The sequence below is a fragment of the Granulibacter bethesdensis CGDNIH1 genome, from assembly GCF_000014285.2.
Lineage (GTDB): Bacteria > Pseudomonadota > Alphaproteobacteria > Acetobacterales > Acetobacteraceae > Granulibacter > Granulibacter bethesdensis.
On sequence record NC_008343.2, the window covers coordinates 2,474,179 to 2,496,583 of the forward strand.

The 22,405-nt window shown below is 61.8% G+C and carries 24 protein-coding genes; 11 read left to right on the plus strand and 13 right to left on the minus strand.

What is annotated here, in order from left to right; genetic code table 11:
• Nucleotides 1-59 precede the first annotated feature (59 nt).
• From GBCGDNIH1_RS23615 to uvrC, 4 genes are all read left to right on the plus strand, one after another.
• Nucleotides 60-728: a phosphatase PAP2 family protein gene (locus GBCGDNIH1_RS23615; protein WP_011632924.1), complete on the plus strand. Its 669-nt coding sequence runs from the start codon at nt 60-62 to the stop codon at nt 726-728.
• Between the two features lie 60 nt (nt 729-788).
• Nucleotides 789-2,990 (plus strand): excinuclease ABC subunit UvrB, encoded by a 2,202-nt coding sequence (gene uvrB, locus GBCGDNIH1_RS23620; RefSeq protein ID WP_043454574.1) that lies wholly within the window; start codon nt 789-791, stop codon nt 2,988-2,990.
• Between the two features lie 138 nt (nt 2,991-3,128).
• Nucleotides 3,129-3,908, plus strand: coding sequence for an SDR family oxidoreductase (locus GBCGDNIH1_RS23625; RefSeq protein WP_011632926.1), 780 nt, complete (start codon nt 3,129-3,131; stop codon nt 3,906-3,908).
• A gap of 398 nt (nt 3,909-4,306) precedes the next feature.
• On the plus strand, nt 4,307-6,235 hold the full coding sequence (gene uvrC / locus GBCGDNIH1_RS23630) for an excinuclease ABC subunit UvrC (protein WP_408874661.1): 1,929 nt from the start codon (nt 4,307-4,309) through the stop codon (nt 6,233-6,235).
• A gap of 20 nt (nt 6,236-6,255) precedes the next feature.
• Here uvrC and GBCGDNIH1_RS23635 read toward each other — a convergent pair whose 3' ends face one another.
• From GBCGDNIH1_RS23635 to hisB, 8 genes are all read right to left on the minus strand, one after another.
• A complete protein-coding gene (locus GBCGDNIH1_RS23635) occupies nt 6,256-6,642 on the minus strand; it encodes a histidine triad nucleotide-binding protein (RefSeq protein ID WP_025287520.1) in 387 nt (128 codons plus the stop codon).
• A gap of 53 nt (nt 6,643-6,695) precedes the next feature.
• On the minus strand, nt 6,696-7,178 hold the full coding sequence (locus GBCGDNIH1_RS23640) for a phosphoribosyl-ATP diphosphatase (RefSeq protein WP_011632929.1): 483 nt from the start codon (nt 7,176-7,178) through the stop codon (nt 6,696-6,698).
• 6 nt (nt 7,179-7,184) lie between these two features.
• Nucleotides 7,185-7,961, minus strand: coding sequence for an imidazole glycerol phosphate synthase subunit HisF (hisF, locus tag GBCGDNIH1_RS23645; RefSeq protein WP_011632930.1), 777 nt, complete (start codon nt 7,959-7,961; stop codon nt 7,185-7,187).
• A 139-nt stretch (nt 7,962-8,100) separates the two neighbouring features.
• Nucleotides 8,101-8,829, minus strand: coding sequence for a 1-(5-phosphoribosyl)-5-[(5-phosphoribosylamino)methylideneamino]imidazole-4-carboxamide isomerase (gene hisA / locus GBCGDNIH1_RS23650; protein ID WP_011632931.1), 729 nt, complete (start codon nt 8,827-8,829; stop codon nt 8,101-8,103).
• Between the two features lie 16 nt (nt 8,830-8,845).
• The gene (locus GBCGDNIH1_RS23655) at nt 8,846-9,427 is read right to left on the minus strand and encodes a GNAT family N-acetyltransferase (protein ID WP_011632932.1); all 582 of its coding nucleotides are present in this window, start codon (nt 9,425-9,427) and stop codon (nt 8,846-8,848) included.
• Nucleotides 9,424-10,083 carry an imidazole glycerol phosphate synthase subunit HisH gene (gene hisH / locus GBCGDNIH1_RS23660; protein ID WP_011632933.1) on the minus strand — a complete coding sequence of 220 codons (660 nt, stop codon included), beginning with the start codon at nt 10,081-10,083 and terminating at the stop codon, nt 9,424-9,426. The genes GBCGDNIH1_RS23655 and hisH overlap by 4 nt, the downstream gene beginning before the upstream one ends.
• On the minus strand, nt 10,080-10,487 hold the full coding sequence (locus tag GBCGDNIH1_RS23665) for a hypothetical protein (RefSeq protein ID WP_011632934.1): 408 nt from the start codon (nt 10,485-10,487) through the stop codon (nt 10,080-10,082). Before GBCGDNIH1_RS23665 ends, hisH begins: the two co-directional genes overlap by 4 nt.
• A gap of 13 nt (nt 10,488-10,500) precedes the next feature.
• Nucleotides 10,501-11,091 carry an imidazoleglycerol-phosphate dehydratase HisB gene (gene hisB, locus GBCGDNIH1_RS23670; RefSeq protein ID WP_011632935.1) on the minus strand — a complete coding sequence of 197 codons (591 nt, stop codon included), beginning with the start codon at nt 11,089-11,091 and terminating at the stop codon, nt 10,501-10,503.
• Nucleotides 11,092-11,193: 102 nt separating this feature from the next.
• Here hisB and hslV point away from each other — a divergent pair, with 102 nt between their 5' ends.
• The 7 genes from hslV to GBCGDNIH1_RS23705 all read left to right on the plus strand — a co-directional run bounded on the left by hslV (nt 11,194) and on the right by GBCGDNIH1_RS23705 (nt 17,363).
• Complete coding sequence (gene hslV / locus GBCGDNIH1_RS23675) at nt 11,194-11,784, plus strand: ATP-dependent protease subunit HslV (protein ID WP_025318411.1); 591 nt, start codon at nt 11,194-11,196, stop codon at nt 11,782-11,784.
• A gap of 6 nt (nt 11,785-11,790) precedes the next feature.
• Nucleotides 11,791-13,107: an ATP-dependent protease ATPase subunit HslU gene (gene hslU, locus GBCGDNIH1_RS23680; protein WP_011632937.1), complete on the plus strand. Its 1,317-nt coding sequence runs from the start codon at nt 11,791-11,793 to the stop codon at nt 13,105-13,107.
• A 66-nt stretch (nt 13,108-13,173) separates the two neighbouring features.
• Complete coding sequence (locus GBCGDNIH1_RS23685; protein ID WP_011632938.1) at nt 13,174-13,632, plus strand: SufE family protein; 459 nt, start codon at nt 13,174-13,176, stop codon at nt 13,630-13,632.
• A 22-nt stretch (nt 13,633-13,654) separates the two neighbouring features.
• Nucleotides 13,655-14,479 (plus strand): TIGR01459 family HAD-type hydrolase, encoded by an 825-nt coding sequence (locus tag GBCGDNIH1_RS23690; RefSeq protein WP_011632939.1) that lies wholly within the window; start codon nt 13,655-13,657, stop codon nt 14,477-14,479.
• Between the two features lie 210 nt (nt 14,480-14,689).
• Entirely contained in the window at nt 14,690-15,232 is a 543-nt protein-coding gene (locus GBCGDNIH1_RS23695) for a MarR family winged helix-turn-helix transcriptional regulator (RefSeq protein ID WP_011632940.1), read from the plus strand.
• Complete coding sequence (locus tag GBCGDNIH1_RS23700) at nt 15,232-15,951, plus strand: response regulator (protein ID WP_011632941.1); 720 nt, start codon at nt 15,232-15,234, stop codon at nt 15,949-15,951. The genes GBCGDNIH1_RS23695 and GBCGDNIH1_RS23700 overlap by 1 nt, the downstream gene beginning before the upstream one ends.
• Nucleotides 15,948-17,363, plus strand: a complete 1,416-nt coding sequence (locus tag GBCGDNIH1_RS23705) for an ATP-binding protein (RefSeq protein ID WP_011632942.1) — start codon at nt 15,948-15,950, stop codon at nt 17,361-17,363. The genes GBCGDNIH1_RS23700 and GBCGDNIH1_RS23705 overlap by 4 nt, the downstream gene beginning before the upstream one ends.
• On the opposite strand, the gene GBCGDNIH1_RS23710 is transcribed toward GBCGDNIH1_RS23705, so the two are convergent.
• Genes GBCGDNIH1_RS23710 through GBCGDNIH1_RS23730 form a run of 5 tightly spaced genes read right to left on the minus strand, consistent with a single transcriptional unit; the run spans nt 17,347 to nt 22,397 of the window.
• Entirely contained in the window at nt 17,347-18,267 is a 921-nt protein-coding gene (locus tag GBCGDNIH1_RS23710; protein WP_011632943.1) for a lysophospholipid acyltransferase family protein, read from the minus strand. The two genes, GBCGDNIH1_RS23705 and GBCGDNIH1_RS23710, sit on opposite strands and share 17 nt — an antisense overlap.
• Before the next feature lie 10 nt (nt 18,268-18,277).
• Nucleotides 18,278-19,300: a tetraacyldisaccharide 4'-kinase gene (lpxK, locus tag GBCGDNIH1_RS23715; protein WP_408874670.1), complete on the minus strand. Its 1,023-nt coding sequence runs from the start codon at nt 19,298-19,300 to the stop codon at nt 18,278-18,280.
• Nucleotides 19,300-20,568 (minus strand): 3-deoxy-D-manno-octulosonic acid transferase, encoded by a 1,269-nt coding sequence (locus tag GBCGDNIH1_RS23720; RefSeq protein WP_011632945.1) that lies wholly within the window; start codon nt 20,566-20,568, stop codon nt 19,300-19,302. Before GBCGDNIH1_RS23720 ends, lpxK begins: the two co-directional genes overlap by 1 nt.
• On the minus strand, nt 20,568-21,281 hold the full coding sequence (locus tag GBCGDNIH1_RS23725; RefSeq protein ID WP_025287538.1) for a lysophospholipid acyltransferase family protein: 714 nt from the start codon (nt 21,279-21,281) through the stop codon (nt 20,568-20,570). The genes GBCGDNIH1_RS23720 and GBCGDNIH1_RS23725 overlap by 1 nt, the downstream gene beginning before the upstream one ends.
• A 45-nt stretch (nt 21,282-21,326) precedes the next feature.
• On the minus strand, nt 21,327-22,397 hold the full coding sequence (locus GBCGDNIH1_RS23730; RefSeq protein ID WP_011632947.1) for a glycosyltransferase family 4 protein: 1,071 nt from the start codon (nt 22,395-22,397) through the stop codon (nt 21,327-21,329).
• Nucleotides 22,398-22,405 lie beyond the last annotated feature (8 nt).

Here is a 22,405-nt window from a genome sequence, read left to right on the forward strand (position 1 = left end):
ACAAAGACGCTTCCGCTATCCAATCCGAGCCTGAAAAGCCAGCTTTATGAAAGACCCGCATGAGCAGTCTCCGTCATAGCAGTGATGATACAAGCTCATCCCGCCCTGTCTGGTGGCCCCTGATGGGACTGGCGGCAATCATGACCGTACTGGCCATTGCCTTTCTCGATCGGGGCTGGTCGAGCTGGGCCCACGCCACCCTGCCATCGTGGAAACCCGTTTTCATCTGGATGACGCGCCCGGCCGAAATAGCGGCCCCACTCGGCGCACTCTACCTGTTTTTAGCGGCCCTGGCGGCAGCATCCGGACGCTGGCAGCCCGGCAGGATGGGATGGGCGCTGATTGCAGCCTCTCTGGCCGCGCTGGTGGCCGTGCCCGTGAAGGATGAACTCAAATACCTGTTCGGCCGTCCATGGCCGGAAACATGGATCGACAACAACCCATCCTGGATTGGCAACGGTCTCTTCGGCTTTTTTCCGCTGCATGGCGGACGGGGCTGGGCCTCCTTCCCCTCCGGCCATACGACGATGATTACCGCCCCCATGGCTGCACTGCGCGACAGGTTGCCGGAATTGCGCTGGCTGTGGTTGCTGCCGATCGCCTGTGTCGCCATCGGGTTGCTCGGGGCTGATTTCCACTTCATCAGCGATGTGACAGCAGGTCTCCTTACCGGCATCACCTGCGGAGTGGGCCTGTCCGCCGTCATACGCCCTTCTGAACGGCCCTGAGAAAGATCAGGATCGGCAGTTTTGCTTGCAGCGGGGCGTGGGGCCGCCCATCTTCCCGTCATGTCCCAGATCGCCGCCCATCCCATGCTGTTCATGCCGCAAAAGCAGCCCGCGAAACCCCTCACGAAGGCACTGGAAGTCGTCTCTGACTACAAGCCCGATGGTGATCAGCCAAGCGCGATCAGGGAGCTGGTCAGCGGACTGCGGCAAGGGGAACGCAATCAGGTGCTGCTCGGCGTCACCGGCTCCGGCAAAACCTTCACCATGGCCAAGGTGATTGAGGAAATGCAGCGCCCGGCCCTGATTCTCGCGCCAAACAAGACTCTGGCAGCCCAGCTCTACGGGGAGATGAAGTCGTTCTTTCCCAATAACGCAGTCGAATATTTCGTCAGCTATTACGACTACTATCAGCCGGAAGCCTATGTTCCGCGCACCGACACCTATATTGAAAAAGACGCCCAGATCAACGAGCAGATCGACCGGATGCGTCACGCCGCCACACAGGCCCTGCTGGAGCGGAACGATGTCATCATCGTTGCCTCCGTCTCCTGCATTTACGGTATCGGCTCGGTCGAGACTTACGCGAAGATGGTGGTGCGGTTGCAGGTGGGCGGCCAGATCGACCGGGATGCGCTGGCCCGGGCGCTGGTCGATCTGCAATATCGACGCAACGATGCCGCCTTCCAGCGCGGCACGTTCAGAATGCGCGGAGAGACGGTCGACATCTTCCCCGCCAGTCATGAGGACCGGGCCTGGCGCATCAGCCTGTTCGGTGACGAGATCGACGCCATCAGCGAATTCGATCCCCTGACCGGCAATGTGACCGCAAAACTGGAAGAGGCTGTCGTCTACGCCAACAGCCACTATGTCACACCTCGCCCCACGCTCAGTCAGGCGATCAAGGAAATCAAGCAGGAGCTGCAACAGCGGCTGGCCGAATTCGACGCCGAAGGCAAGGTGCTGGAGGCCGAGCGCCTGCGTCAGCGCGTGACCTTCGATATCGAGATGATGGAGACCACCGGCTCCTGCAAGGGAATCGAGAATTACTCCCGCTATCTTTCCGGTCGCGCACCGGGAGACCCGCCACCGACCCTGTTTGAATATCTGCCGGACAACGCCATTCTGATCGTCGATGAAAGCCATGTGACCGTACCGCAGATCGGCGGTATGGAGCGGGGCGACCATGCCCGGAAATCCATTCTGTCGGAGTTCGGTTTCCGCCTGCCCTCCTGCATCGACAACAGACCACTGAAATTCGATGAATGGGAGCGCTTCCGGCCGGAAACCGTGTTCGTCAGCGCAACCCCCGGCCCGTGGGAGATGGAACAGACCGGCGGTGTGTTCGCCGAACAGGTGATCCGCCCGACCGGGCTGATCGATCCAATCACGGAGATCCGCCCGGTGGAACATCAGGTGGATGATCTGCTGGCGGAAATACGTCTCGTCACGGCCAAAGGAAATCGCGTGCTGGTCACCACCCTGACCAAGCGCATGGCGGAAGATCTGACTGAATACCTCACCGAGCACGGGGTGAAAGTTCGCTACCTCCACTCCGACGTGGACACGCTGGAACGGATCGAGATCATCCGCGATCTGCGCGTCGGCGTCTTCGATGTGCTGATCGGCATCAACCTGCTGCGGGAGGGGCTGGATATTCCGGAATGCTCACTGGTCGCCATTCTGGATGCGGATAAGGAAGGGTTTCTGCGCAGCCAGACCTCGCTGATCCAGACCATTGGCCGCGCCGCGCGGAATGTGGAGGGGCGCGTGATCCTGTATGCCGATACCATGACGCGCTCCCTGACCTTCGCGGTGGAGGAAACCGCCCGCCGTCGGGAGCGGCAGAAAGCGTGGAACGAAGCGCACGGCATCACGCCGACCACGGTACGCAAGCAGATCGGCAAAATGCTGGAAAGCGTGTTCGAACAGGATTACGTCACGGTCGCGCCGACCTCCGCCACCTCGGCCGCCGAGTTCGTGGGCAAGGATCTCCGCGCCTCCATTACCGAGCTGGAACGCCGGATGCGCGCTGCTGCCGCCGATCTGGAGTTCGAGGAAGCCGGACGCCTGCGCGACGAAATACGCCGTCTGGAAGCACTGGAAATGGGCCTGCCCCCCGTACCGGCCCCTGCTTCCTCCATGCGGGCTGGTGCGCAGAAAGATGGCGGACGCGCCCGCAAGGACCGCACGCCGCAACCGCTTGGCCCCGGCGGCGGCGGTTATGATCCCTCCAAGGTCAGAGGTCGGCGGCGACGTGGGTAATTCCGACCGTCACGCTGGCATACTGACATAAAACCATGGCAGGCACCACCTGCCGGATTATGGCATCCTTGCACTCACTGTGCGTCACCCTGCTCCACCCGGCCTCACAGGATCTTCTCATCGTGGAACCATCGCCCCATGCTGCATTCCCTGCCCCTGTCTGAAGCCATGCCGCGCACCGCGCTCGTCACCGGTGCCGGGCGCAGGATCGGGCGCGCCATTGCTCTGGCGCTGGGAGAGGCCGGGTTTTCAGTCGCCGTGCACTACGGAACCAGTCGCACCGAGGCCGAGGAGGTCGTCACCACCCTTCACCGGAGCGGACGGAATGCCGTTCCCCTGCAAGCCGATCTCGGGCGTGAGCACGATGCCCGGCGGCTGATGCAGGACGCGACTGATGCGCTGGGGCCGATCGGCGTGCTGATCAACAACGCCGCCATTTTCGAATTCGATGCCTGGCATGACGCGACCCGCGACAGTTGGGACCGACATATGGAAACCAATCTCCGCGCGCCGCTGGTACTGGCACAGTCCTTTGCCCATCTGCTGCCCACAACGGCACAGGGGGCTGTGATCAATATGATCGACCAGCGCGTATGGGCACCGGGACCGGGTTTTATTTCCTATACAGTCGCGAAGAGCGGTCTGTGGACCCTGACCCGCACGCTGGCTCTGGCTCTGGCTCCCCGCATCCGCGTGAATGCCATTGGCCCCGGTCCGGCAGCCCCCAGCAAACGGCAGACCCCGGACCAGTTCGCGGAGCAATGCCGCAGTGTCCCGCTTGGTCATGGCACCAACCCGGACGAAATAGCCCGTGCCGTGCTGTTTTTGCTCTCCCTGCCCTCTGTGACCGGTCAGATGTTGGCACTGGATGGCGGGCAGCATCTGCAAGGGGCCGGCAGTACGACTCTGGTTGAATAAGACCTTTTTGGCTCCCGCGGCCTGAAAACCGGTCAAGCCATAAAATTACTTAAATCACTGATTCTTGTGCTTGACACTCTCTTCCCGAAGCGGGTTGCGGCCGGACTTGTCCACCTGCGGCGCAAGAGAATCATATTTTTCAGTATGATGACGGCACCACCATCCTCCACAAATAATAAAGCTATATAATTCAATAACTTATGCTGTTGCTTCGAATCTGTGCAATCGGCGTGTAACCCTTGTGTACTGCGGGTTTGGCGCAAATGTGCGCAGCTTCTTCCACAATGTTATCCACAGCTTTGGTGGATGAATTTTATCCTGTCTCTTATCCACTTCCTGCCCCGAGATCCGGGCGGCCAACCCTTGAGGAAGTGCGAGGCAACCCCTAATCCATGACTATGCCTGATGCTCCCGCCAACCCGCCGAAAGAAGCTGACAATCCTTCCCTGCCAATTGTCGAGGCACCCCCGGGCAAAGGGGTGACTGTCATTGAGGCAATGCTGAAACTGTTGCCGGACAGGCCGGGCGTATACCGGATGCTCGATGGACAAGGCGAAGCCCTGTATGTCGGCAAGGCGCGCAGTCTGAAAAAACGCGTGGCCAGTTACACCCAGATCCACCGTCTTCCCGAGCGGCTGCGTCGCATGGTCAGCGAGACGGTTTCCATGGAGATCGTCACCACCCATACCGAAGCCGAAGCCCTGCTGCTGGAAGCCAATCTGATCAAGCGGCTCAAGCCACGCTTCAACATCGTGCTACGGGACGACAAATCCTATCCATGGCTGATGCTGACCGAAGATCATGCTTTCCCGCAGATTATGAAACATCGCGGCGCACAGACCCGCAAAGCCGCCAGCTACTGGGGACCGTTTGCCTCGGCCTGGGCAGTCAACCAGACAGTGACCGCCATGCAGCGTATTTTCCTGCTGCGCTCCTGCTCGGACAGCGTGTTCGCCAACCGCTCCCGCCCCTGCCTGCTGTTCCAGATCCGCCGCTGCTCTGCCCCCTGCGTGGACCGTATCAGTCAGGAGGATTATGCCGAGTTGGTCGATCAGGCGCGGGCCTTCCTGTCCGGACGCGGCACGGAGATTCAACGCGATCTTGCCCGCCAGATGGAACAGGCCGCCGAAGCCCTGGAATTTGAGCGCGCCGCCGCCATCCGTGACCGTATTCGTGGCCTGACCCATGTGCAGGGCACCGCCGTGGTCAATCCGGCCTCCATCGGCAATGCGGATGTCATCGCCGTCTGGCAGGATGCGGGACAAAGCTGTGTGCAGGTTTTCTTCATCCGTGGCGGCCATAATAACGGCAACCGTGCCTTCTATCCCGCCCATACCAGTGCCGAGACAGCACAGGATGTATTGGGAGCCTTTATCGCCCAGTTCTATGACGACAAGCCCCCGCCCCCTTTACTGTTGCTCAATCATACCATCGCCGAGCAAGAACTGGTCTCGGAAGCGCTCAGCCTGAAAGCAGGGCGCCGGGTCGAGCTGCATGTGCCGGTACGCGGAGAAAAGCGCGCCGTGGTTGCCCATGCGGAGACCAATGCTCGGGAGGCGCTGGAACGCAAACTGGCCGAAAGTGCAGGCCAGAACCGTCTGCTGGACGGCGTGGCAGAGCTGTTCGACCTGCCCACCCGCCCGAACCGGATCGAGATTTACGACAACAGCCATATCATGGGGACCAACCCGTACGGCGTCATGGTGGTGGCAGGGCCGGAGGGCTGGAATAAATCCGCCTATCGCAAATTTTCCATCCGTGGCCCGATCACGCCCGGCGACGATTTCGCCATGATGCGCGAAATGCTGGAGCGTCGTTTCAGCCGTGGTCTGAAGGAACGTGCCGAAGGACCGGAGGGGGAAGCCAACTGGCCAGATCTGGTGCTGATCGATGGCGGGGCCGGCCAGTTATCGGCCGTCCGCGGAATCCTGGACGAGATCGGTGTCACGGATGTCAAACTGGTCGCTATTGCCAAAGGCCCTGATCGCGATGCCGGCCGCGAATGGTTTCATACGGAGGGCCAGGCCCCGTTCCAGCTGCCACCCCGTGATCCGGTGCTTTACTACCTCCAGCGTCTGCGTGACGAAGCGCATCGCTTCGCTATCACTACCCATCGGGCCGGGCGGTCAAAAACACTGGTCCGCAGTGAACTGGACGATATTGACGGCATCGGAGCAGCCCGCAAACGCGCCCTGCTTAATCATTTCGGCTCGGCACGCGGTGTCAAACAGGCCGGGCTCGCGGCGCTGGAAGCCACGCCGGGCATCTCGAAGGAAACCGCGCGGCGCATCTACGCCCATTTCCATCCAGGCGCGCGGGCAGACTGAGCCCGCGCCCCCAGCGTCTTTCAGTCCTCGGTTTTCACCAGCATCGGGCCAAGCGGACGCCCGGCAAACAGATGCACATGGAAATGCGGCACTTCCTGCCCGGCATCCTGACCACTATTGGCCAGCAGCCTGTATCCCGGCACTTCCAGCCCCATGTCACGCGCCAGCTTGCCAACCGTCAGGAAAAACGTCCCGACTTCCTCCGCGGAGGCACGCTCCGTAAAATCCGCAAAAGAAATATACGGTTTTTTGGGAATGATCAGCACATGGGTAGGAGCCTGCGGATTGATGTCCAGAAAGGCCAGCGCATGATCATTCTCCATCACCTTGCGGCATGGGATCTCGCCGCGCAGGATAAGGGCGAAGATATTGTCGGGGTCGTAATCCCCGATGGCGCTGACCGGCATTGTCTTGGCCTTTTCTGTTTTCAAATCTCTGTCTGATGACGAGATCGATATGATCAGGGAATTTTGGTCGTCTTCAACCCTGCGGCGCGCGGCAATATTTTGGCACGGGATGCTTTTTCAGCAATACCGCTGATGCCTTCGCGCTTGGTCAGTTCCCGCCATACCTCGGCAGGCTCGACCCCGACCGCAACCCACAGGACCAGAAGGTGATACAGCACATCGGCGCTTTCACCGATCAGAGCTTCCTTGTCGCCGCTCACCGCCTCAATCAGACATTCGACGGCTTCCTCGCCGAATTTCTGTGCAACCTTGCCGATACCGCGGGACAGCAGACGTGCGGAATGGCTGACCGCAGGATCAGCGTCCCGGCGCTGCATGACCACTTCCCAAAGCCGGTTCAGTACCTGCACCGCATTATCAGGATCAATATCAGCCAGAGGCGAAAGTCTTCTGGATTTGATCTTTACGGCGGCAGGAGCGGACGTTTTCTTATTTATCTTCGTGACTGTTTTTTTCTTAACGGCTTTGACCATCATAATCCCTCAGGCAGCCTGCATGGCAGGCCGGGTGAAACGAACGGGTTGTCCCGCTGCATGCAACGCATTTTTGACCTGCTCGATTGTGAACGTGCCAAAATGAAAAACGGATGCAGCGAGCAACCCTGTTGCCCCCGCTTCTGCACCCTCGACAAAATGCTGCAATGTGCCGATACCACCCGAAGCGACCACCGGCACCGACACAGCCGCACAGACCCGACGTAACAATTCGGTGTCGAATCCCTGCCCCGTTCCATCCCGATCCATACTCGTCAGCAGGATCTCGCCGGCACCCAGAGACGCTACCTGACGGCACCATTCTATGGCATCAAGCCCGGTCCCTGTACGGCCACCATGGGTAAACACTTCCCAGCCCGATGACGTTTTCTTGACGTCAACGGCCACCACGATGGCCTGGCTGCCGAATTTTTCAGCCCCTTCCCTGATCAACTCAGGACGCGCCACAGCGGCTGAATTCATGCTGCATTTATCAGCCCCCGCCAGCAACAGGCGCCGCATATCACCCACGGTGCGGACGCCACCCCCAACCGTCAGCGGCAGAAAGACCCGCTCGGCCGTGCGGGCAACCACATCGAGAATGGTATCACGATTATCGGAGCTGGCCGTAATATCCAGAAAGGTCAACTCATCCGCACCGGCCGCATCATACAGGGCTGCCTGCTCGACGGGATCACCCGCATCGCGCAGGGATACGAAATTCACGCCTTTGACGACACGCCCGTCCTTGACGTCCAGACAGGGAATCACACGAAGCTTCAACACGGCGCAATCCGTTCACCGGCGACCGGCACAATTTAAGGATCAGGACTGGTCTGCGCCAGCCACCAAAAGTGGCGGGGTTTTGCAGCTAAAAGCCGGGGAAATGCAAGAACTTCGTGCGGCGTTTTCACGCAATGGTTTGTTAACGCAAGGAAACGGCCTGCAAGGCCGCTGCCGGGTCTACCCGACCATCGTATAAAGCACGCCCAAGTATAACGCCTGTAATTGTTCCGGCGTCGTAGACATCAACAATATGCGACAGATCACCGACCCCACCACTGGCAATCACCGGGATCGTCGTGGCACGCGCCAAAGCAAGCGTCTGTTCGACATTCGGGCCCGTCAGCATGCCATCGCGGCCAATATCGGTATAGATGATCGCGGCCACACCCTCATCCTCAAACCGGGCAGCCAGTTCAACGGCTGCCACCGAGGATGTCTCAGCCCAGCCTTCAGTGGCGACAAACCCGTCACGCGCATCAATGCCGACCGCGATCCGCCCCGGGAAGGCACGGCAAGCATCCTTGACCAGCTGTGGCGTTTTGACGGCAGCACTGCCCAGAATGACACGGGAAATACCCGCCTCTATCCACCGCTCCACGGCCGCCATGTCACGAATACCGCCACCCAGCTGAACAGGGACGGAAACAGCGCCGAGAATAGCGGTAATCGCCTCGGCATTTTCCGAGCGGCCGGCAAAGGCGCCGTTCAGATCGACCACATGCAGCCACGCAAACCCTGCATCCTGCCATTGCCGGGCACGAACGGCGGGATCGTTGCCATAGATGGTTGCGTCCTCCATCTCACCACGGCGAAGGCGGACGCACTGGCCATCTTTCAGGTCAATGGCAGGGTAAAGTGTGAAACGCATGTTCTTTCGGTCCGTGTCACGCCGTCATGATGCGGCTGTCAGCCTGCAACAGCTTGTAATAGTAATATCCGCGCAGGGTCTGCCCCCGCGCACGGGCATAAACCGGGTGGGTGCCCCAGCAAATATAGCCCATGGATTCGTAAAGCTTTTTCGCCGCTTCCTGATCTTCCCGCAGATCGAGATTCAGCACCTGAAATCCAAGCGCCCGCGCGCAATCCTCGACCCGTTCCGTCAACAGGCGGGCCAGCCCGAAACCACGGGCGAAGGGAGCCACGAAACTATGCGCCAGCATCGCGCCGAACGCTCTGGCTTCCTCGTTCTTCGCTGGACGGATGAACTGTGCGGCCCCAACCACCGCACCATTCTGACGGGCAATGAACAATTCCCGCTCCGGCACCAACAGAACGCCACGAAAATATCGCTCCAGAGCCTGATGCCCCGGCGGTGTGATCCAGCCGGAGCCGCCACCGTCCAGAATGGCGGCATGCGCGGCTTCACACAGGCTGGCTATATCGTCATCGCTCAGCGCCTCGACGCGCTCGACATCCTGTGCAGGCTGCTCTCCATGACGATCATCCGGCGGTTGAGAGCCTGTCATGAACCGCTTGTTCCTTCAGGAGTCCAGACCATGAAATTCTGCAGGATACGCAAACCGACTTCCTGACTTTTTTCCACATGAAACTGGGTTCCGGCCCGGTTGCCGGAGGCAACCATCGCCACCACCGGACCGCCATACTCCGTGGTGGCGAGGATCTGTGCCTGATCTCCATCACGCAATGCATATCCATGCACGAAATAGGCATGATCATCCGCCTGCAATCCATTCAGCAGCGGATGCACACAGCCGGTAGACGTAAAATCCAATCCGTTCCAGCCCATCTGCGGCAGACGCAGACCGGGGCAGCTTATCGGCGCGATCTCGCCCTTGATCCAGCCAAAGCCGGGCGCGCCTTCGTGCTCCAGACCGCGTTCGGCCATCAACTGCATGCCGACACAGATGCCCAGAAAAGGCTTGCCCGCTGCAACGCCCTCCTCGATCGCGCCGCGCATACCCTCGATTGCGGCAATGCCGCGCGCGCAATCGGCGAAAGCACCCTGTCCCGGCAGTACGATCCGATCGGCATTACGGACATCCAGCGGATCGGCGGAGGCAATGACCTTTGCATCCAACCCGGCGCGACCGGCCGCGATCTCCAGCCCGCGACGGGCAGAGGCCAGATTGCCGGTACCGGAATCGATCACCACCACTTTCATATCGTCTGCTCCCGCAGGGCCGGATGAGCGGCCTGCTGTTTTTCTTCCATCCGATGCATCCGGGCCAGCGCCATACTGAGCGCCGTATCAACATCGGCGGCTACCAGGACACCTGCCAGCCTGTATCCTGACAGCGTCAACGACCAGCGCCGCAGATCCTGAGCAAACAGTCCCTGCGCCACCATCAGCCCAACAAAGACCGGTCCCCACCAAAGCGAAGGCAGAAAAGCGATCAGCAACATCCAGCCGGCCAGCAGGATCATTGCCGGCAGCACCGCCTGCCGCATCCCCAGCCAGAGCGGCCCGAGCAAGCTTGCCGGAATGCTGAACTGCTCCGGAATCACCCGCGGCAAGGCGTTGCCCTTTGTCGCCGCATCAGGAAAATGAACGGTCCAGATCGTCATGGCAGCACAGGCTCTACAGGGCGCCCTTGGTGGAAGGAATGGCATCCCCGACACGGGGATCGCGCTCCACCGCCATGCGCAGTGCCCGGGCCACCGCCTTGAAACACGCCTCCGCCACGTGATGCGTGTTGGTGCCGGCCTTGAGCGTCACATGCAGCGTCATCAGCGCATTGCCCCCAAAAGCGCGGAAAAATTCCTCGAACAGCTCGGTATCCATGGTGCCGACCTTGGATTGCAGAAACGGTACCGACCAGGCCACATGCGCCCGACCGGACAGGTCGATCGCGGCTTCGGCCAGTGCCTCATCCATCGGTACGATGGCATGGCCGAAGCGGCGAATGCCTTTTTTATCGCCCAGCGCCTGGCGCAGCGCCTGACCCAGCACGATCCCGACATCCTCGGTGGTGTGGTGATCATCAATATGCAGGTCGCTGGTGGCGCGGATCGTCAGATCCAGCAGCGCGTGGCGTGCCAGCGCGGTCAGCATATGATCCAGAAACCCGATACCGGTGGCGATATCGGTCTGTCCGGTTCCATCCAGGTCGATGCTCAACCGGATGGAGGTTTCCGAGGTCGTACGGTCGATGGTGGCTTGGCGCGTCATGGCGGAGTGCTAGCGCCTCCTGTTCCGAAACACCAGCTTTGAGACATCAATCCGTTGATCCGGCCTTGCCGCCATGCGCTCGAAGCGCCATGTGAGGCGATCATGAGCATCTCCCTCTATCCTGCCGCATCATCCCATGATCCTGTGGGCTGGCACGGCACCACCATTCTCTGCGTCCGTCGCGGAGACACTGTTACGATGGCCGGGGACGGACAGGTCAGCCTCGGTCAAACCGTCGTGAAGGGCAATGCCCGCAAGGTCCGACGTATCGGCGCGGGCGGTCAGGTTCTGGCCGGCTTCGCCGGAGCGACCGCCGATGCCTTCACCCTGCTGGAGCGACTGGAAGCCAAACTGGAACGCTTTCCCAACCAGCTGGAACGCGCCTGTGTGGAGCTGGCAAAAGACTGGCGCACCGACCGCTATCTGCGCCGGCTGGAAGCGATGATGGCTGTGGCCGATCAGAACCGCAGCTTCACCCTGACCGGCAATGGCGACGTGCTGGAGCCGGAGGACGGTATCATCGCCATCGGCTCCGGCGGGAATTACGCGCTGTCGGCGGCCCGCGCCCTGATGACGGTGGAGGGGCTGGAAGCCGAGGAAATCGCCCGCCGCGCCATGCGCATCGCCGCCGATATCTGTGTCTACACCAATGGAAACGTCATCGTCGAAACCCTCCGTGGCGAGGCGGAATAACGCATCATGGACATCCCTACCTATTCACCCCGCGAAATCGTCTCCGAACTGGATCGCTTCATCGTCGGTCAGACCGATGCCAAACGGGCCGTGGCCATTGCCCTGCGTAATCGCTGGCGCAGGCAGCAACTGCCGGAAGCGATGCGGGAAGAAGTCGTCCCCAAGAATATTCTGATGATCGGCCCCACCGGCTGCGGCAAGACCGAAATCGCCCGCCGTCTGGCCAAACTGGCGCAAGCCCCGTTCCTGAAGGTCGAGGCCACCAAATTTACCGAAGTCGGTTACGTGGGCCGCGACGTCGAAAGCATCGTGCGCGATCTGGTCGAGGCCTCACTGACCATGCTGCGCGATACCAGCCGCCGGAATGTGCAGGCGCAGGCGGAACTGGCCGCCGAAGAACGGCTGCTCACCGCGCTGGTCGGTGAAGGGGCTGCCGCCGATACGCGTTCCCATTTCCGGCGCATGCTGCGCAATGGGGAGCTGGAAGAAAAAGAAATCGAGATTTCCATTGCCGCCGCTCCTTCCGCACCGCCATCGGTCGATATCCCCGGCGTCCCGCCCGGTCAGGCGATCAATCTGACCGAGATGATGAAGGGCATGTTCGGCAATCGCCAGCAGCAGAAGAAACTCACCGTTGCCGCGGCACGGGAGCTGCTTCAGCGCGAGGAAGCCGATCGGCTGCTGGATAATGACAAGCTCGGGCGCGATGCGGTGGAGCATGCCGAAAACAACGGCATCGTCTTCATCGATGAGATCGACAAGGTTTGCGCCCGCAGCACTGAAGGCGGCATGCGCGGCGGCGATATCTCCCGCGAGGGCGTGCAGCGCGATCTGTTGCCGATCATCGAAGGCACCACCGTGAACACCAAATATGGTCCGGTGAAAACCGACCATATCCTGTTCATCGCCTCCGGCGCGTTTCATCTGGCCAAGCCGTCAGACCTGCTGCCGGAACTTCAGGGCCGCCTGCCGATCCGGGTGGAACTGCAACCCCTGTCACGTGCCGATATGCGCCGGATTCTGGTGGAACCCGAGCACTCCCTGCTGAAACAGTATCAGGCTCTGCTGGGGACCGAGCAGGTCGATCTGGACATCACCGACGATGCGATCGACGCGCTGGCCGATCTGGCGGCGGAGATCAATGACCGGGTCGAGAATATCGGTGCCCGGCGCCTGCATACGGTGTTGGAGAAACTGCTGGAAGATATCAGCTTTACCGCCGCCGATCGTGCGGGGGAACTGGTCACCGTCGATGCGGCTCTGGTCAGGGACCGCGTGGCTCCGCTGGCGGGCAAGGCCGATCTCAGCCGCTTTATTCTGTGACCGGCCTTTGATTTCGTTGCGACCTGCCTGCTTGACGGCGCGGCGGGCAGGCCGCACATCGCAGCCATGACAGACGATCCGTTCTACCATCCGCAGGAAGACAGCGCAGAGGCCGCCATCGAGGCCATCGCGGACGAGTTGTCCGTGTTCGATGAGGATTGGGATCGGTACCAGTTCATCATCGATATGGGCAAAACCCTGCCGCCATTTCCCGCCGACTGGATGAATGACGCACACAAGGTGCCGGGATGCCAAAGTCAGGTCTGGATGGAAGCGCGCGTCGAGAACGTTGCGCTGTATCTGGCCGGCAAATCCGATGCCCTGATCGTCGGCGGGCTGATTGCACTGCTGCTGCGGGTCTATTCCGGCCGAACACCTGCGGAAATTCTTGCCACCGATCCGGTCTGGCTTAAAACTCTCGGCCTGACCGGATCGCTCTCCATCAACCGGGGTAGCGGGCTGGAAGCGATGGCGCGGAAAATTCATGAACTGGCGGCATCGGTGCGGACACAGTCCGGCACCTGATCCGGTATCAAAGGTGCGGCGGATGAGCCTGCAAAACCTTGCCGCAACCCATGATGTTTTTCTGATCGACCAGTTCGGCACGGTCCATGACGGCACACATCCCTATCCGGGAGCACTCGATGCTCTGTACCAACTGCGCGCCATGGGCAAACAGGTGGCCCTGCTGTCCAACTCCGGTCGCCGCGCCGGACCGAACGCGGAACGGCTGGCCAAAATCGGGGTACCGGACGATGCCTATGATCTGAACATCTCCTCCGGCGAGGTCGCGTACCATATGCTGGCCGCGGGGATTCTGCCCGAAGCCACCGGTGCGTCACGCTGCCTGCTGATCTCCCGCGATCATGACTGCTCCATGCTGGAAGGCAACGGGCTGACCATGACCAACGACCCGCAGGAATGCGATCTGGTCATCATCGGCGGCAGCGAGGGGGAGAAAGTACCGCTGGCCGATTATCGCACCCTGCTTGCCCCCGCCGCCGCGCGGCGCGTGCCCGCTTTATGCGTCAATCCCGATCTGGTCATGCTGACGCCGCGCGGACAGGCTTTCGGAGCCGGGCGCATCGCGGAGCTGTATATTGAGCTGGGGGGGCTGGTCCGATGGATCGGCAAACCTTTTCCGTCAATCTATGATTATACACTGCGTCTGCTCGGCGATCCGCCACGGGAACGGGTGGTCGCCATCGGTGACAGTGTCAGACACGATATCAAGGGTGCCCGTGCCGCCGGATGCCATGCCGTATTGGTGTTGACCGGTATCGCCGGTCCGGCAGTGCTGGATGATGAACTCCATCCCGATATGATCCTGCCGGGACTAAGATGGGATGCCCGCGCCGTACGGGAACATTGATCCTGACTTCCGACAGGTTATCAGCCATTCTTTCGCCATGAATCCGCCATCTGAAAGGCTAACTGGGATGCCTGATTGGAGCAAAGAAGGAGGACAGAGCACGGAAATCCTCCTACCTTTATGACTTGAACAACAGCACAGTCACGATCCCGGTCTTGTGAACCGCCCGGCGACCGGAGTGCTCGATAAAACAGGGATGGCGACGTCATCATGCAATCAGAACGAGTGTCCTGGCCTGCGGAAACCTCTCACGGGGCCGGTACCCATCAGCTGTTCCTGCGTGAGGAGGAATTGCGGCTGGCACAGGATCTGCTGTTCTTCGCCTATCGCGATTTCACAGCGTCTGCAGATGCTGCGCTGGAGGAGCTGGGCTTCGGTCGCGCCCATCATCGCGCCCTGCATTTCATTGCCCGTAATCCCGACCTGACAGTCAGCGATCTGCTGTCGATCCTGCGTATTACAAAGCAGAGCCTGGCCCGCGTGCTGGGCAATCTGGTGGATCGTGGTTATGTCATGCAGTCGCCCGGCAATGAAGATCGACGTCAACGCCTGCTGCGCCTGACCGAAAGCGGGGAGTCGCTGGAACGCCGCCTGTTCGAAAGACAGAAAGCCATTCTGACGGCCGCCTATCGCGAGTCTGGTGGCCATGCGGTGGAGGGTTTTCGCCGCGTGCTTTACAGCCTCGCGGGGAAGGATGCCCGCACCTGTATTGATCAGGCGGACCCGGCGTTTCGCAATCGGAGGAAAATCTGATGTCGCCATCAGATCAGGGCGGCGGAGAAGCCACCATGATCTTGGTAGTCGATGATGATGACCGCCTGCGCCGCCTGCTGTCCCGCTTTCTGGCCGAGCGTGGATTTCGTGTCATCACGGCTGAAAATGCCACTATAGCCCGGCAGACCATGGGGTTTCTTCAACCCGATCTGATAGTGCTGGACGTCATGATGGCGGGGGAGGACGGTCTGAGCCTCACCGAAAGTCTGCGTCAGGATGGACAGGACGTGCCCGTCATCCTGCTGACGGCACGCGGCGCACCGGAAGACCGGATTGCCGGGCTGGAAGCCGGGGCGGATGACTATCTCGCCAAGCCGTTCGAACCCGATGAGCTGGTGGCCCGCATCCGTGCGGTATTGCGGCGCACTTCCATTCCGGCGACCCCACCCGCACCGACCGGACCGGTCAAACTGGGGCAGATCATCTTCGACCCGGATCGCAGCGAATTGCGGGGACCGGATGGAGCAACCCGTCTGACGGGCGGCGAAACCGCCCTGCTGGCGGCCCTCGCCGGACGGGCCAATGAAGTTCTTTCCCGGGAAGAGCTGGCAGCGGTTCTGAGCATGGACGAGGCCAGTGAACGCGCCATCGACGTGCAGGTTACCCGCCTGCGCCGCAAGATCGAGACTGATCCAAGGGAACCCCGCTACCTGCACACGGTACGGGGGCGTGGCTATGTGCTGAAACCGGGCCCATGAGCGGCCCGCACGATCACATCTCTGAGCCGGACCTGCCGGAAGCGCAGGACATATCACCCCGTTTCCAGTTGGCCGGCCGGATGCAACGCGCCGGGCTGCGCCGGGCCATTAAAAAATTTCTGCCTCGCTCCCTTCTGGGGCGCTCCCTGCTGATCATCCTGCTGCCGCTGGTGCTGGTGCAGGCCGTCTCGCTCAAGATTTTCTACGGCAGCCATCTGGATGTCATTTCCCGCCGCCTGTCATTCTCGGTCGCCGGAGAAATCGCCTACACAATTGATCTGCTGCGCCGCTTTCCCGATACGGCCGATCAGGACTGGATCCTGCGCCATACCTGGGGGCAGTTCGCGATCATGGCTACCATTCGGCCTGGTGCCACCCTCAGCCCACGGGAACCCCACAACATTCTCGGCCCGATGGATGATGACCTTCGGGCCGCGCTGGAAGAAATGGTCAAGCTGCCCTTCACCATGGACTGGATTTCCGACACCCAATCCGTCCTGATCCATGTGCAATTGCCGCAGGGCGTGCTGGATGTGAAAGCCCCCCGCAAACGGCTTTATACCGCCACTATCTACCTGTTTTTGTTCTGGACCGTGGGCTCCGCCCTGCTGTTGTTCGCCGTTGCCGCGCTGTTCATGCGCAATCAGGTTCGGGCTATCCGACGGCTGGCCGGGGCAGCGGAAGCCTTCGGCATGGGGCGGGATCGTGGACCGATCAAACCGGAAGGCGCTATTGAGGTCCGCCGTGCCGCCACCGCCTTCAACCGTATGCAGGAGCGCATCCGCCGCTTCATCACGCAACGCACGGAGATGCTGGCCGGTGTCTCCCACGATCTGCGCACGCCGCTGACCCGCCTGCGTCTGGCCGTGGCCATGTTGCCCTCTGTACCTCTGGAAGAGCTACCGGAGGAAAGCCGGGCCATGATCGCCGATCTGGAAGACATGGAGCGGATGATCAAGGCCTATCTGGCGTTTGCACGCGGTGAAGGAACCGAGCAGACCCAGCCCTCTGACCTCGTCCGGCTGGTGCAGGGGGTCGTGAACGGCACCCGCCGCGCCGGAGCCGATATCACGCTTTCAGCCCCGCCGGAGCTGATGCTGCCGCTGCGCCCGGATGCCTGCCGCCGCGCCGTGGCCAATCTGGTCGATAACGCCTGTCGTCACGGTCAACGGGTCGTGGTCAGCATCAACGCATGGTCCCGGGCCGCCCATGTCACGGTGGATGATGACGGTCCGGGACTCGCCCAGGAATGGCGGGAAGCCGCTTTCAAGCCGTTCCAGTCCGGCTCCGCCGGCGGGACCGGGCTTGGTCTGGCGATCAGCCGCGACATTATCCGCAGCCATGGCGGGGACATCACGCTGGAGGACAGCCCGCTGGGCGGCCTGCGCGCACGGATCACGCTTCCCCTGTGATGCGGTCCGCAAGGGCGGCCATCACCGGCTTCGGCCAACGCCGGTGCAGCCATAACCATTGCTCCGGCACGGCCCGTATCCAGCGTTCCAGAACCTGATTCATCGCAAGGGTCAACGCCGCGATATCCTCGGCCCGCTGGCCGGTCTCCGGCAGGGATAAAGGCGGCTCCACAATCAGGCGGAACCGCGCCGGGCCGATCCGCCGCATATAACCGGGGATCACCGGACAGTTGAATTTCAGCGCCAGAGCCGCCGCTGCCGGAGCGGTCATCGCCGGATAGCCGAACAGCGAGGACTCGATGCCGTCATTCATCTTCTGATCGATCAGCATCCCCAGACAACCGCCGGCCCGCAGATGCGCAACGCTGTACCGCGCGCCCACGGCCCCCTTTGGAAACAGTGGAATCTCCGCCCCGATGGCGCGACGACGCAAGGAAAGCAGGATTTCGTCCACCACCGGATTGGCGGGCGCGCGATAGATGCTGGACATGAACATCCCGAACGTCGCCACGGCGGGCGGAAGCACTTCCCAGTTGCCGATATGGCCGGAGACGAAAATGCAGGCTCCCCCTCGCGCCGCCTGCGCAAGCAGAATCTCCTCGCCCTCGATTTCCCAGCCCGGTCCGGACTGCGTACGCTTCAGCAATGGCAGATGCGGATATTCGGCTACGGTGCGGCCCAGATTATCCCATACCCCGGCAATGATCCGCCGTCTGGCTGCTGCATCCAGTTCCGGCATCGCCAGACGCAGATTTCTGTCCGCGACATGGCTGACCGGCAGATATGGCCCGATCCTCCGCGCCACAGCCCCCCCGAGGTCAGAAGCCCGCTCCGCACCCAATGCCTTCAGCAATGCCAGCACCAGACGCAGCGCCTGACCCTGAATCGCGTGCCAGACCTTCATCGGCAATGGCTCATGCCAGTATGGTGGCAGAATCGTGCGACTGTCGCAGAGCAGCCTCAGAGGCACGGTCATGCCGGGTCGGCAATGTATCCAGCAGACGATCCAGCGCCTGTTCGTCCTCCCAGACGATGCGGACGCCCGATACGGTAACCCGCTTCTGCCAGTCAGAACGCAACCGGACAGCATCTTTCGGTGTCGTAACCAGCACGGCCCCCATTGCGGCCGCATCCTGCGCGAGAAGAGTCAGGTCGCGCTCGGTAAAGACGTGATGATCCGGGAAGCCACGCAGTTCGACGACCTCCACTCCGGCCCGTGTCAAAGTTTCGGCGAATTTGGCTGGACGGCCTATTCCGGCAAAAGCCAGCACCGGGCGGCCAATCAGGGCTTCAGTCCCTGTTGCGGTCAGGTGCGCCCGCAGAACCTGCAAACCGGCAGGCAATTGACGCGCTGTGCCGGTCACGTCATCCCCCACGATCACCGCCGCCCGACAGCGTGCCGCAGCCGCCGCAACCGGCTCCCGCAGCGGACCGGCCGGCAGGACGCGCCCGTTACCGAACCCGACCGCGCCATCGATAATCAGCAGGGACAGATCGCGGGCGAGACCGGGATTCTGCAACCCGTCATCCATCACCAGCACCGAGGCTCCGGCGGCAATCGCCTCCCGTGCCGCAGCAGCGCGATCAGGGGCAACCCAGCAAGGGGCAGAAGCCGCCAACAACAATGCCTCATCGCCGACCTGAAACACGGTATCGTCGGGCTGGACCTGCACCACACCCTTTACACGTCCCCGATACCCGCGGGTCAGGGCATGCGGTGTGAAACCGCGCTTTTTCAGCCTTGCGATCAAATCCAGCGCAATTGTGGTCTTGCCTGCGCCGCCAACCGTGGCATTACCGCAGCACACCACCGGCACTGGTGCCCGCCAGCCCGGCCGGGCCACACGATGCGCCGTGAAAGCCGCCGTCAGGGCTGAAGCCGGGGCCAGCAACCTGGCGGTTGGGCCGTTGCGGAGCCAGAATCCGGGGGTGCGTATCATTTCGTCATCTCCGACACCATCACAGCCAAACGCTGCGGCAGATCATCCCATCCCTGCACCGCCGCGCAAGCCCGCTGCCCACGCGCGGCAGCTTCATCGGGATCATTCACCATATGCCGGACGAAATCGGTCAATCCGGCTTCATGATCAACCCGTATCAATCCCCCCACTGCCTCCAAAGCCTCCACTGCATCGGCGAAATTCTCCATATGCGGCCCAGCCGCGCAGGGACAGGCAAGGCGCGCGGCTTCCAACGGATTTTGCCCGCCATGCGGGATAAGACTGCCGCCAATAAAGGCGCAGTCAGCCACCCGGTAAAACAACCCCAGCTCCCCGATCGTATCCGCGACATAAATCCCGGACTCTCCTGCAGGCGGAAGCGCCTGCTGCAACGATCTGCGTGGAGAACCTGGGGCAATCATGGCGCCCCGCTCCGGGTGGCGCGGCACGATCACGGTCAGCAGAGGGGCAGCAGACTCTCCGGCAAGACGGGCATGTACAGCCAGAACGGTTTGGTCCTCTCCCGGATGCGTGCTGGCGGCGAGAAAAATCGCACGGCCACCAATCTGCGCCTGTAAAAGTCGCAATGCAGCCGGATCGGCAGGCAAGGGAGGAGCCGCAAATTTCAGATCGCCGGCCGCCTGCACCTTCATGCCCCCCAGCGACCGGAACCGGGCAGCATCTTCCCCCGAGCGGGCCATGATAAATTGCATTCCGGCCAGCATCTCCCGCACCAGAGCAGGGAAGATGCGCCAGCTTCGGGCACTCCGCGCCGATAAACGGCCATTCAACAGGGCATGAGGCACCCCCCGGCTCCGGCACGCCGCCAGCAGATTGGGCCAGAGTTCGCTTTCCACGAACACGGCGGCATCCGGCTTCCATCCATTCAGAAAACGTGCTGCCCAGAGCGGCACATCCAGCGGCACGAAACGGTGCGTGACCGCTGCCGCCAGTCCCATTTCAGCAAGCCTCGTTTCCATCAGCACGGCAGAGGTCACTGTTCCGGTCGTCAACAGCACATGCAGAGCGGGATCAAGACGATGCAGGGCAGCCAGCAATGGCAGCACTGAAACACTTTCCCCAATGCTTGCCGCATGCAGCCAGAGCAGACGCCCCATCGGACGATCAGCCCCCAACCCGCGACGTTCCGGCAGGCGGGCAACCTGTTCCTTGCCCTGCCGCGCCCGTCTGGCCAGATGCCGGTTCAGCAGCGGGATCGCCACACTGGCCGCACCTGCGTACAGCCATCCGGCCAAAGAACGCATCACGGTTTCGCCACGCGTGCCGGCGTCCCCGTCATCACGTCCGGAGCCAGACCACACAGCCGGTTCGCTTGGTCCGAAGCGCGATTCAACGCTTCCTCCAACAGGGTGGTGGCATGGCGCATATCATCCCGTTCCACCAGGATCGGCGCAGCAACCACCACGGCACCACGCCCGAATGGCATCGGCACCACCATCCGGTCCCAACTTTTCAGCACCAGACGACGGCTGATCTGTGCAGCAACCGGCAGCAAGGGGCGGCCACTCATCGCCGCAATCGCCGTGGCACCGGGCGCCGCCTGCCGTCGCGGGCCACGCGGGCCATCCGGTGTGATGATGATCCGGCCGCCCTGCTCCAGAATACGCAGCGTGTCCCGCAACACCGTGGCACCGCCCCGGCTGGACGACCCGTTGAGCGTTTTCGCCCCCAGCAGGCGCATCAAGGTCGCGACCAGACGCCCATCCCGATGCCGGCTGATGATCACATGGCACGGCTCCGGATTGGCCTTGCGGAACCGCAGCCAGACCTTCGGCATCAGGGCCAGCTGCTCATGCCAGAAAGCGCAGATCAGGGAGTCTCCACCCAGAAAAGTGGCCACATGCTCCTCTCCCTCCCACTGCCAGCGCGTCGTCGTCAGGGCGAAATGCAGCCACGCCCGGAGCAGCCAGGCACCGGCACTCTGTATTCCGGGATGACGGGAAAGGCGTTTGAGCATGGATCGCGCCGGTAGCACGCACACCGTCAAAGCGAAAGGCGCAACCTACCTTTCCTCCCCAGCATGGTAGCGACCTGTTTTCTGCTGCAACCCCCAGACCGGGCGAAGATTGCTGACGAAAACGCGGGCACATTGCGCCCAGCTGAACTGCTCCGCGAACCGGCGGCATTGCGCCCGATCGGCATTCAGAGCCTGCATGGCCGCTCGGCTGAGTGCCTGCTGGGTCAGATCCTCCGCCAGCACACCGACCTCTCCGGCATCGCGCAGCAGATCGCCCGGCCCGGTGACGGAAAAAGCCGCGACAGGCGTACCGGAGGCCAGCGCCTCCAGCGTGACCAGCCCGAACGTATCGGTGAGAGAGGGGAAAACCATGACATCCGCCCCGGCGAAGCACGCCGCCAGCGCCGCGCCATAACGCGCGCCAAGATAGTGCGCAGAGGGCCATTGACGCTTCAGCAGGGCGGCGTGCGGGCCTTCCCCGACCACGACCTTGCTGCCCGGCAGATCGGTGCTGAGGAAAGCTTCAATATTTTTCTCGACCGCCACACGCCCGACATACAGAAAAACCGGGCGCGGCAAATCAGCGAAGACATCTTCCGTATCAGCGCCGGGATGGAAAATATCGAGATCAACCCCGCGTGACCATGGCAGCAGCCGATTGAACCCGCGTTCGGAAAGCTCCCGGCGCAGGCTTTCCGTCGCAACCATCATCCCTTCTCCGGCAGCATGAAAACGCCTCAGCCATCGGTAGAAGGGCGCAGCCGGCAGGCCGGTGCGAGCCTTGATATAATCGGGAAAGCGGGTGTGGAAAGCAGTGGTGAAAGGGAAGCCATTTCGCCGCGCCCACCGTGCAGCGGCCAGCCCCAGCGGCCCCTCGGTCGCGATATGCAGCGCATCCGGCCTGAACGCCACGATCATCCGCCTGAGTCTGGTCGCCGGAAACAGGGACAGCCTGATCTCCGGATAGGTCGGGCAGGCAATCGTGCGGAACCGGTCCGGGCCGATCACCTCGGCCACATGGCCTTGCTGTCGCAGTTCGCGCTCCAGCATGGTCAAGGTGCGCACGACACCGTTCACCTGCGGCTGCCAGGCATCAGAGATAATCAGGATGCGCAAACCTATCC

Bases quoted from the DNA above. Each gene is read 5' to 3' on its own strand.
- GBCGDNIH1_RS23665 (WP_011632934.1), bottom strand. From the start codon at position 10,487: ATGACGATCTGGACCGTTCATTTTCCTGATGCGGCGACAAAGGGCAAC.
- GBCGDNIH1_RS23725 (WP_025287538.1), bottom strand. From the start codon at position 21,281: ATGCTCAAACGCCTTTCCCGTCATCCCGGAATACAGAGTGCCGGTGCC.
- GBCGDNIH1_RS23695 (WP_011632940.1), top strand. From the start codon at position 14,690: ATGCAATCAGAACGAGTGTCCTGGCCTGCGGAAACCTCTCACGGGGCC.
- GBCGDNIH1_RS23625 (WP_011632926.1), top strand. From the start codon at position 3,129: ATGCTGCATTCCCTGCCCCTGTCTGAAGCCATGCCGCGCACCGCGCTC.
- hslU (WP_011632937.1), top strand. From the start codon at position 11,791: ATGGACATCCCTACCTATTCACCCCGCGAAATCGTCTCCGAACTGGAT.
- GBCGDNIH1_RS23705 (WP_011632942.1), top strand. From the start codon at position 15,948: ATGAGCGGCCCGCACGATCACATCTCTGAGCCGGACCTGCCGGAAGCG.
- hisA (WP_011632931.1), bottom strand. From the start codon at position 8,829: ATGCGTTTCACACTTTACCCTGCCATTGACCTGAAAGATGGCCAGTGC.
- uvrB (WP_043454574.1), top strand. From the start codon at position 789: ATGTCCCAGATCGCCGCCCATCCCATGCTGTTCATGCCGCAAAAGCAG.
- GBCGDNIH1_RS23685 (WP_011632938.1), top strand. From the start codon at position 13,174: ATGACAGACGATCCGTTCTACCATCCGCAGGAAGACAGCGCAGAGGCC.
- GBCGDNIH1_RS23640 (WP_011632929.1), bottom strand. From the start codon at position 7,178: ATGATGGTCAAAGCCGTTAAGAAAAAAACAGTCACGAAGATAAATAAG.
- GBCGDNIH1_RS23655 (WP_011632932.1), bottom strand. From the start codon at position 9,427: ATGACAGGCTCTCAACCGCCGGATGATCGTCATGGAGAGCAGCCTGCA.
- hslV (WP_025318411.1), top strand. From the start codon at position 11,194: ATGAGCATCTCCCTCTATCCTGCCGCATCATCCCATGATCCTGTGGGC.
- GBCGDNIH1_RS23615 (WP_011632924.1), top strand. From the start codon at position 60: ATGAGCAGTCTCCGTCATAGCAGTGATGATACAAGCTCATCCCGCCCT.
- hisH (WP_011632933.1), bottom strand. From the start codon at position 10,083: ATGAAAGTGGTGGTGATCGATTCCGGTACCGGCAATCTGGCCTCTGCC.
- hisB (WP_011632935.1), bottom strand. From the start codon at position 11,091: ATGACGCGCCAAGCCACCATCGACCGTACGACCTCGGAAACCTCCATC.
- GBCGDNIH1_RS23710 (WP_011632943.1), bottom strand. From the start codon at position 18,267: ATGAAGGTCTGGCACGCGATTCAGGGTCAGGCGCTGCGTCTGGTGCTG.
- GBCGDNIH1_RS23700 (WP_011632941.1), top strand. From the start codon at position 15,232: ATGTCGCCATCAGATCAGGGCGGCGGAGAAGCCACCATGATCTTGGTA.
- GBCGDNIH1_RS23690 (WP_011632939.1), top strand. From the start codon at position 13,655: ATGAGCCTGCAAAACCTTGCCGCAACCCATGATGTTTTTCTGATCGAC.
- GBCGDNIH1_RS23635 (WP_025287520.1), bottom strand. From the start codon at position 6,642: ATGCCGGTCAGCGCCATCGGGGATTACGACCCCGACAATATCTTCGCC.
- GBCGDNIH1_RS23720 (WP_011632945.1), bottom strand. From the start codon at position 20,568: ATGCGTTCTTTGGCCGGATGGCTGTACGCAGGTGCGGCCAGTGTGGCG.
- uvrC (WP_408874661.1), top strand. From the start codon at position 4,307: ATGCCTGATGCTCCCGCCAACCCGCCGAAAGAAGCTGACAATCCTTCC.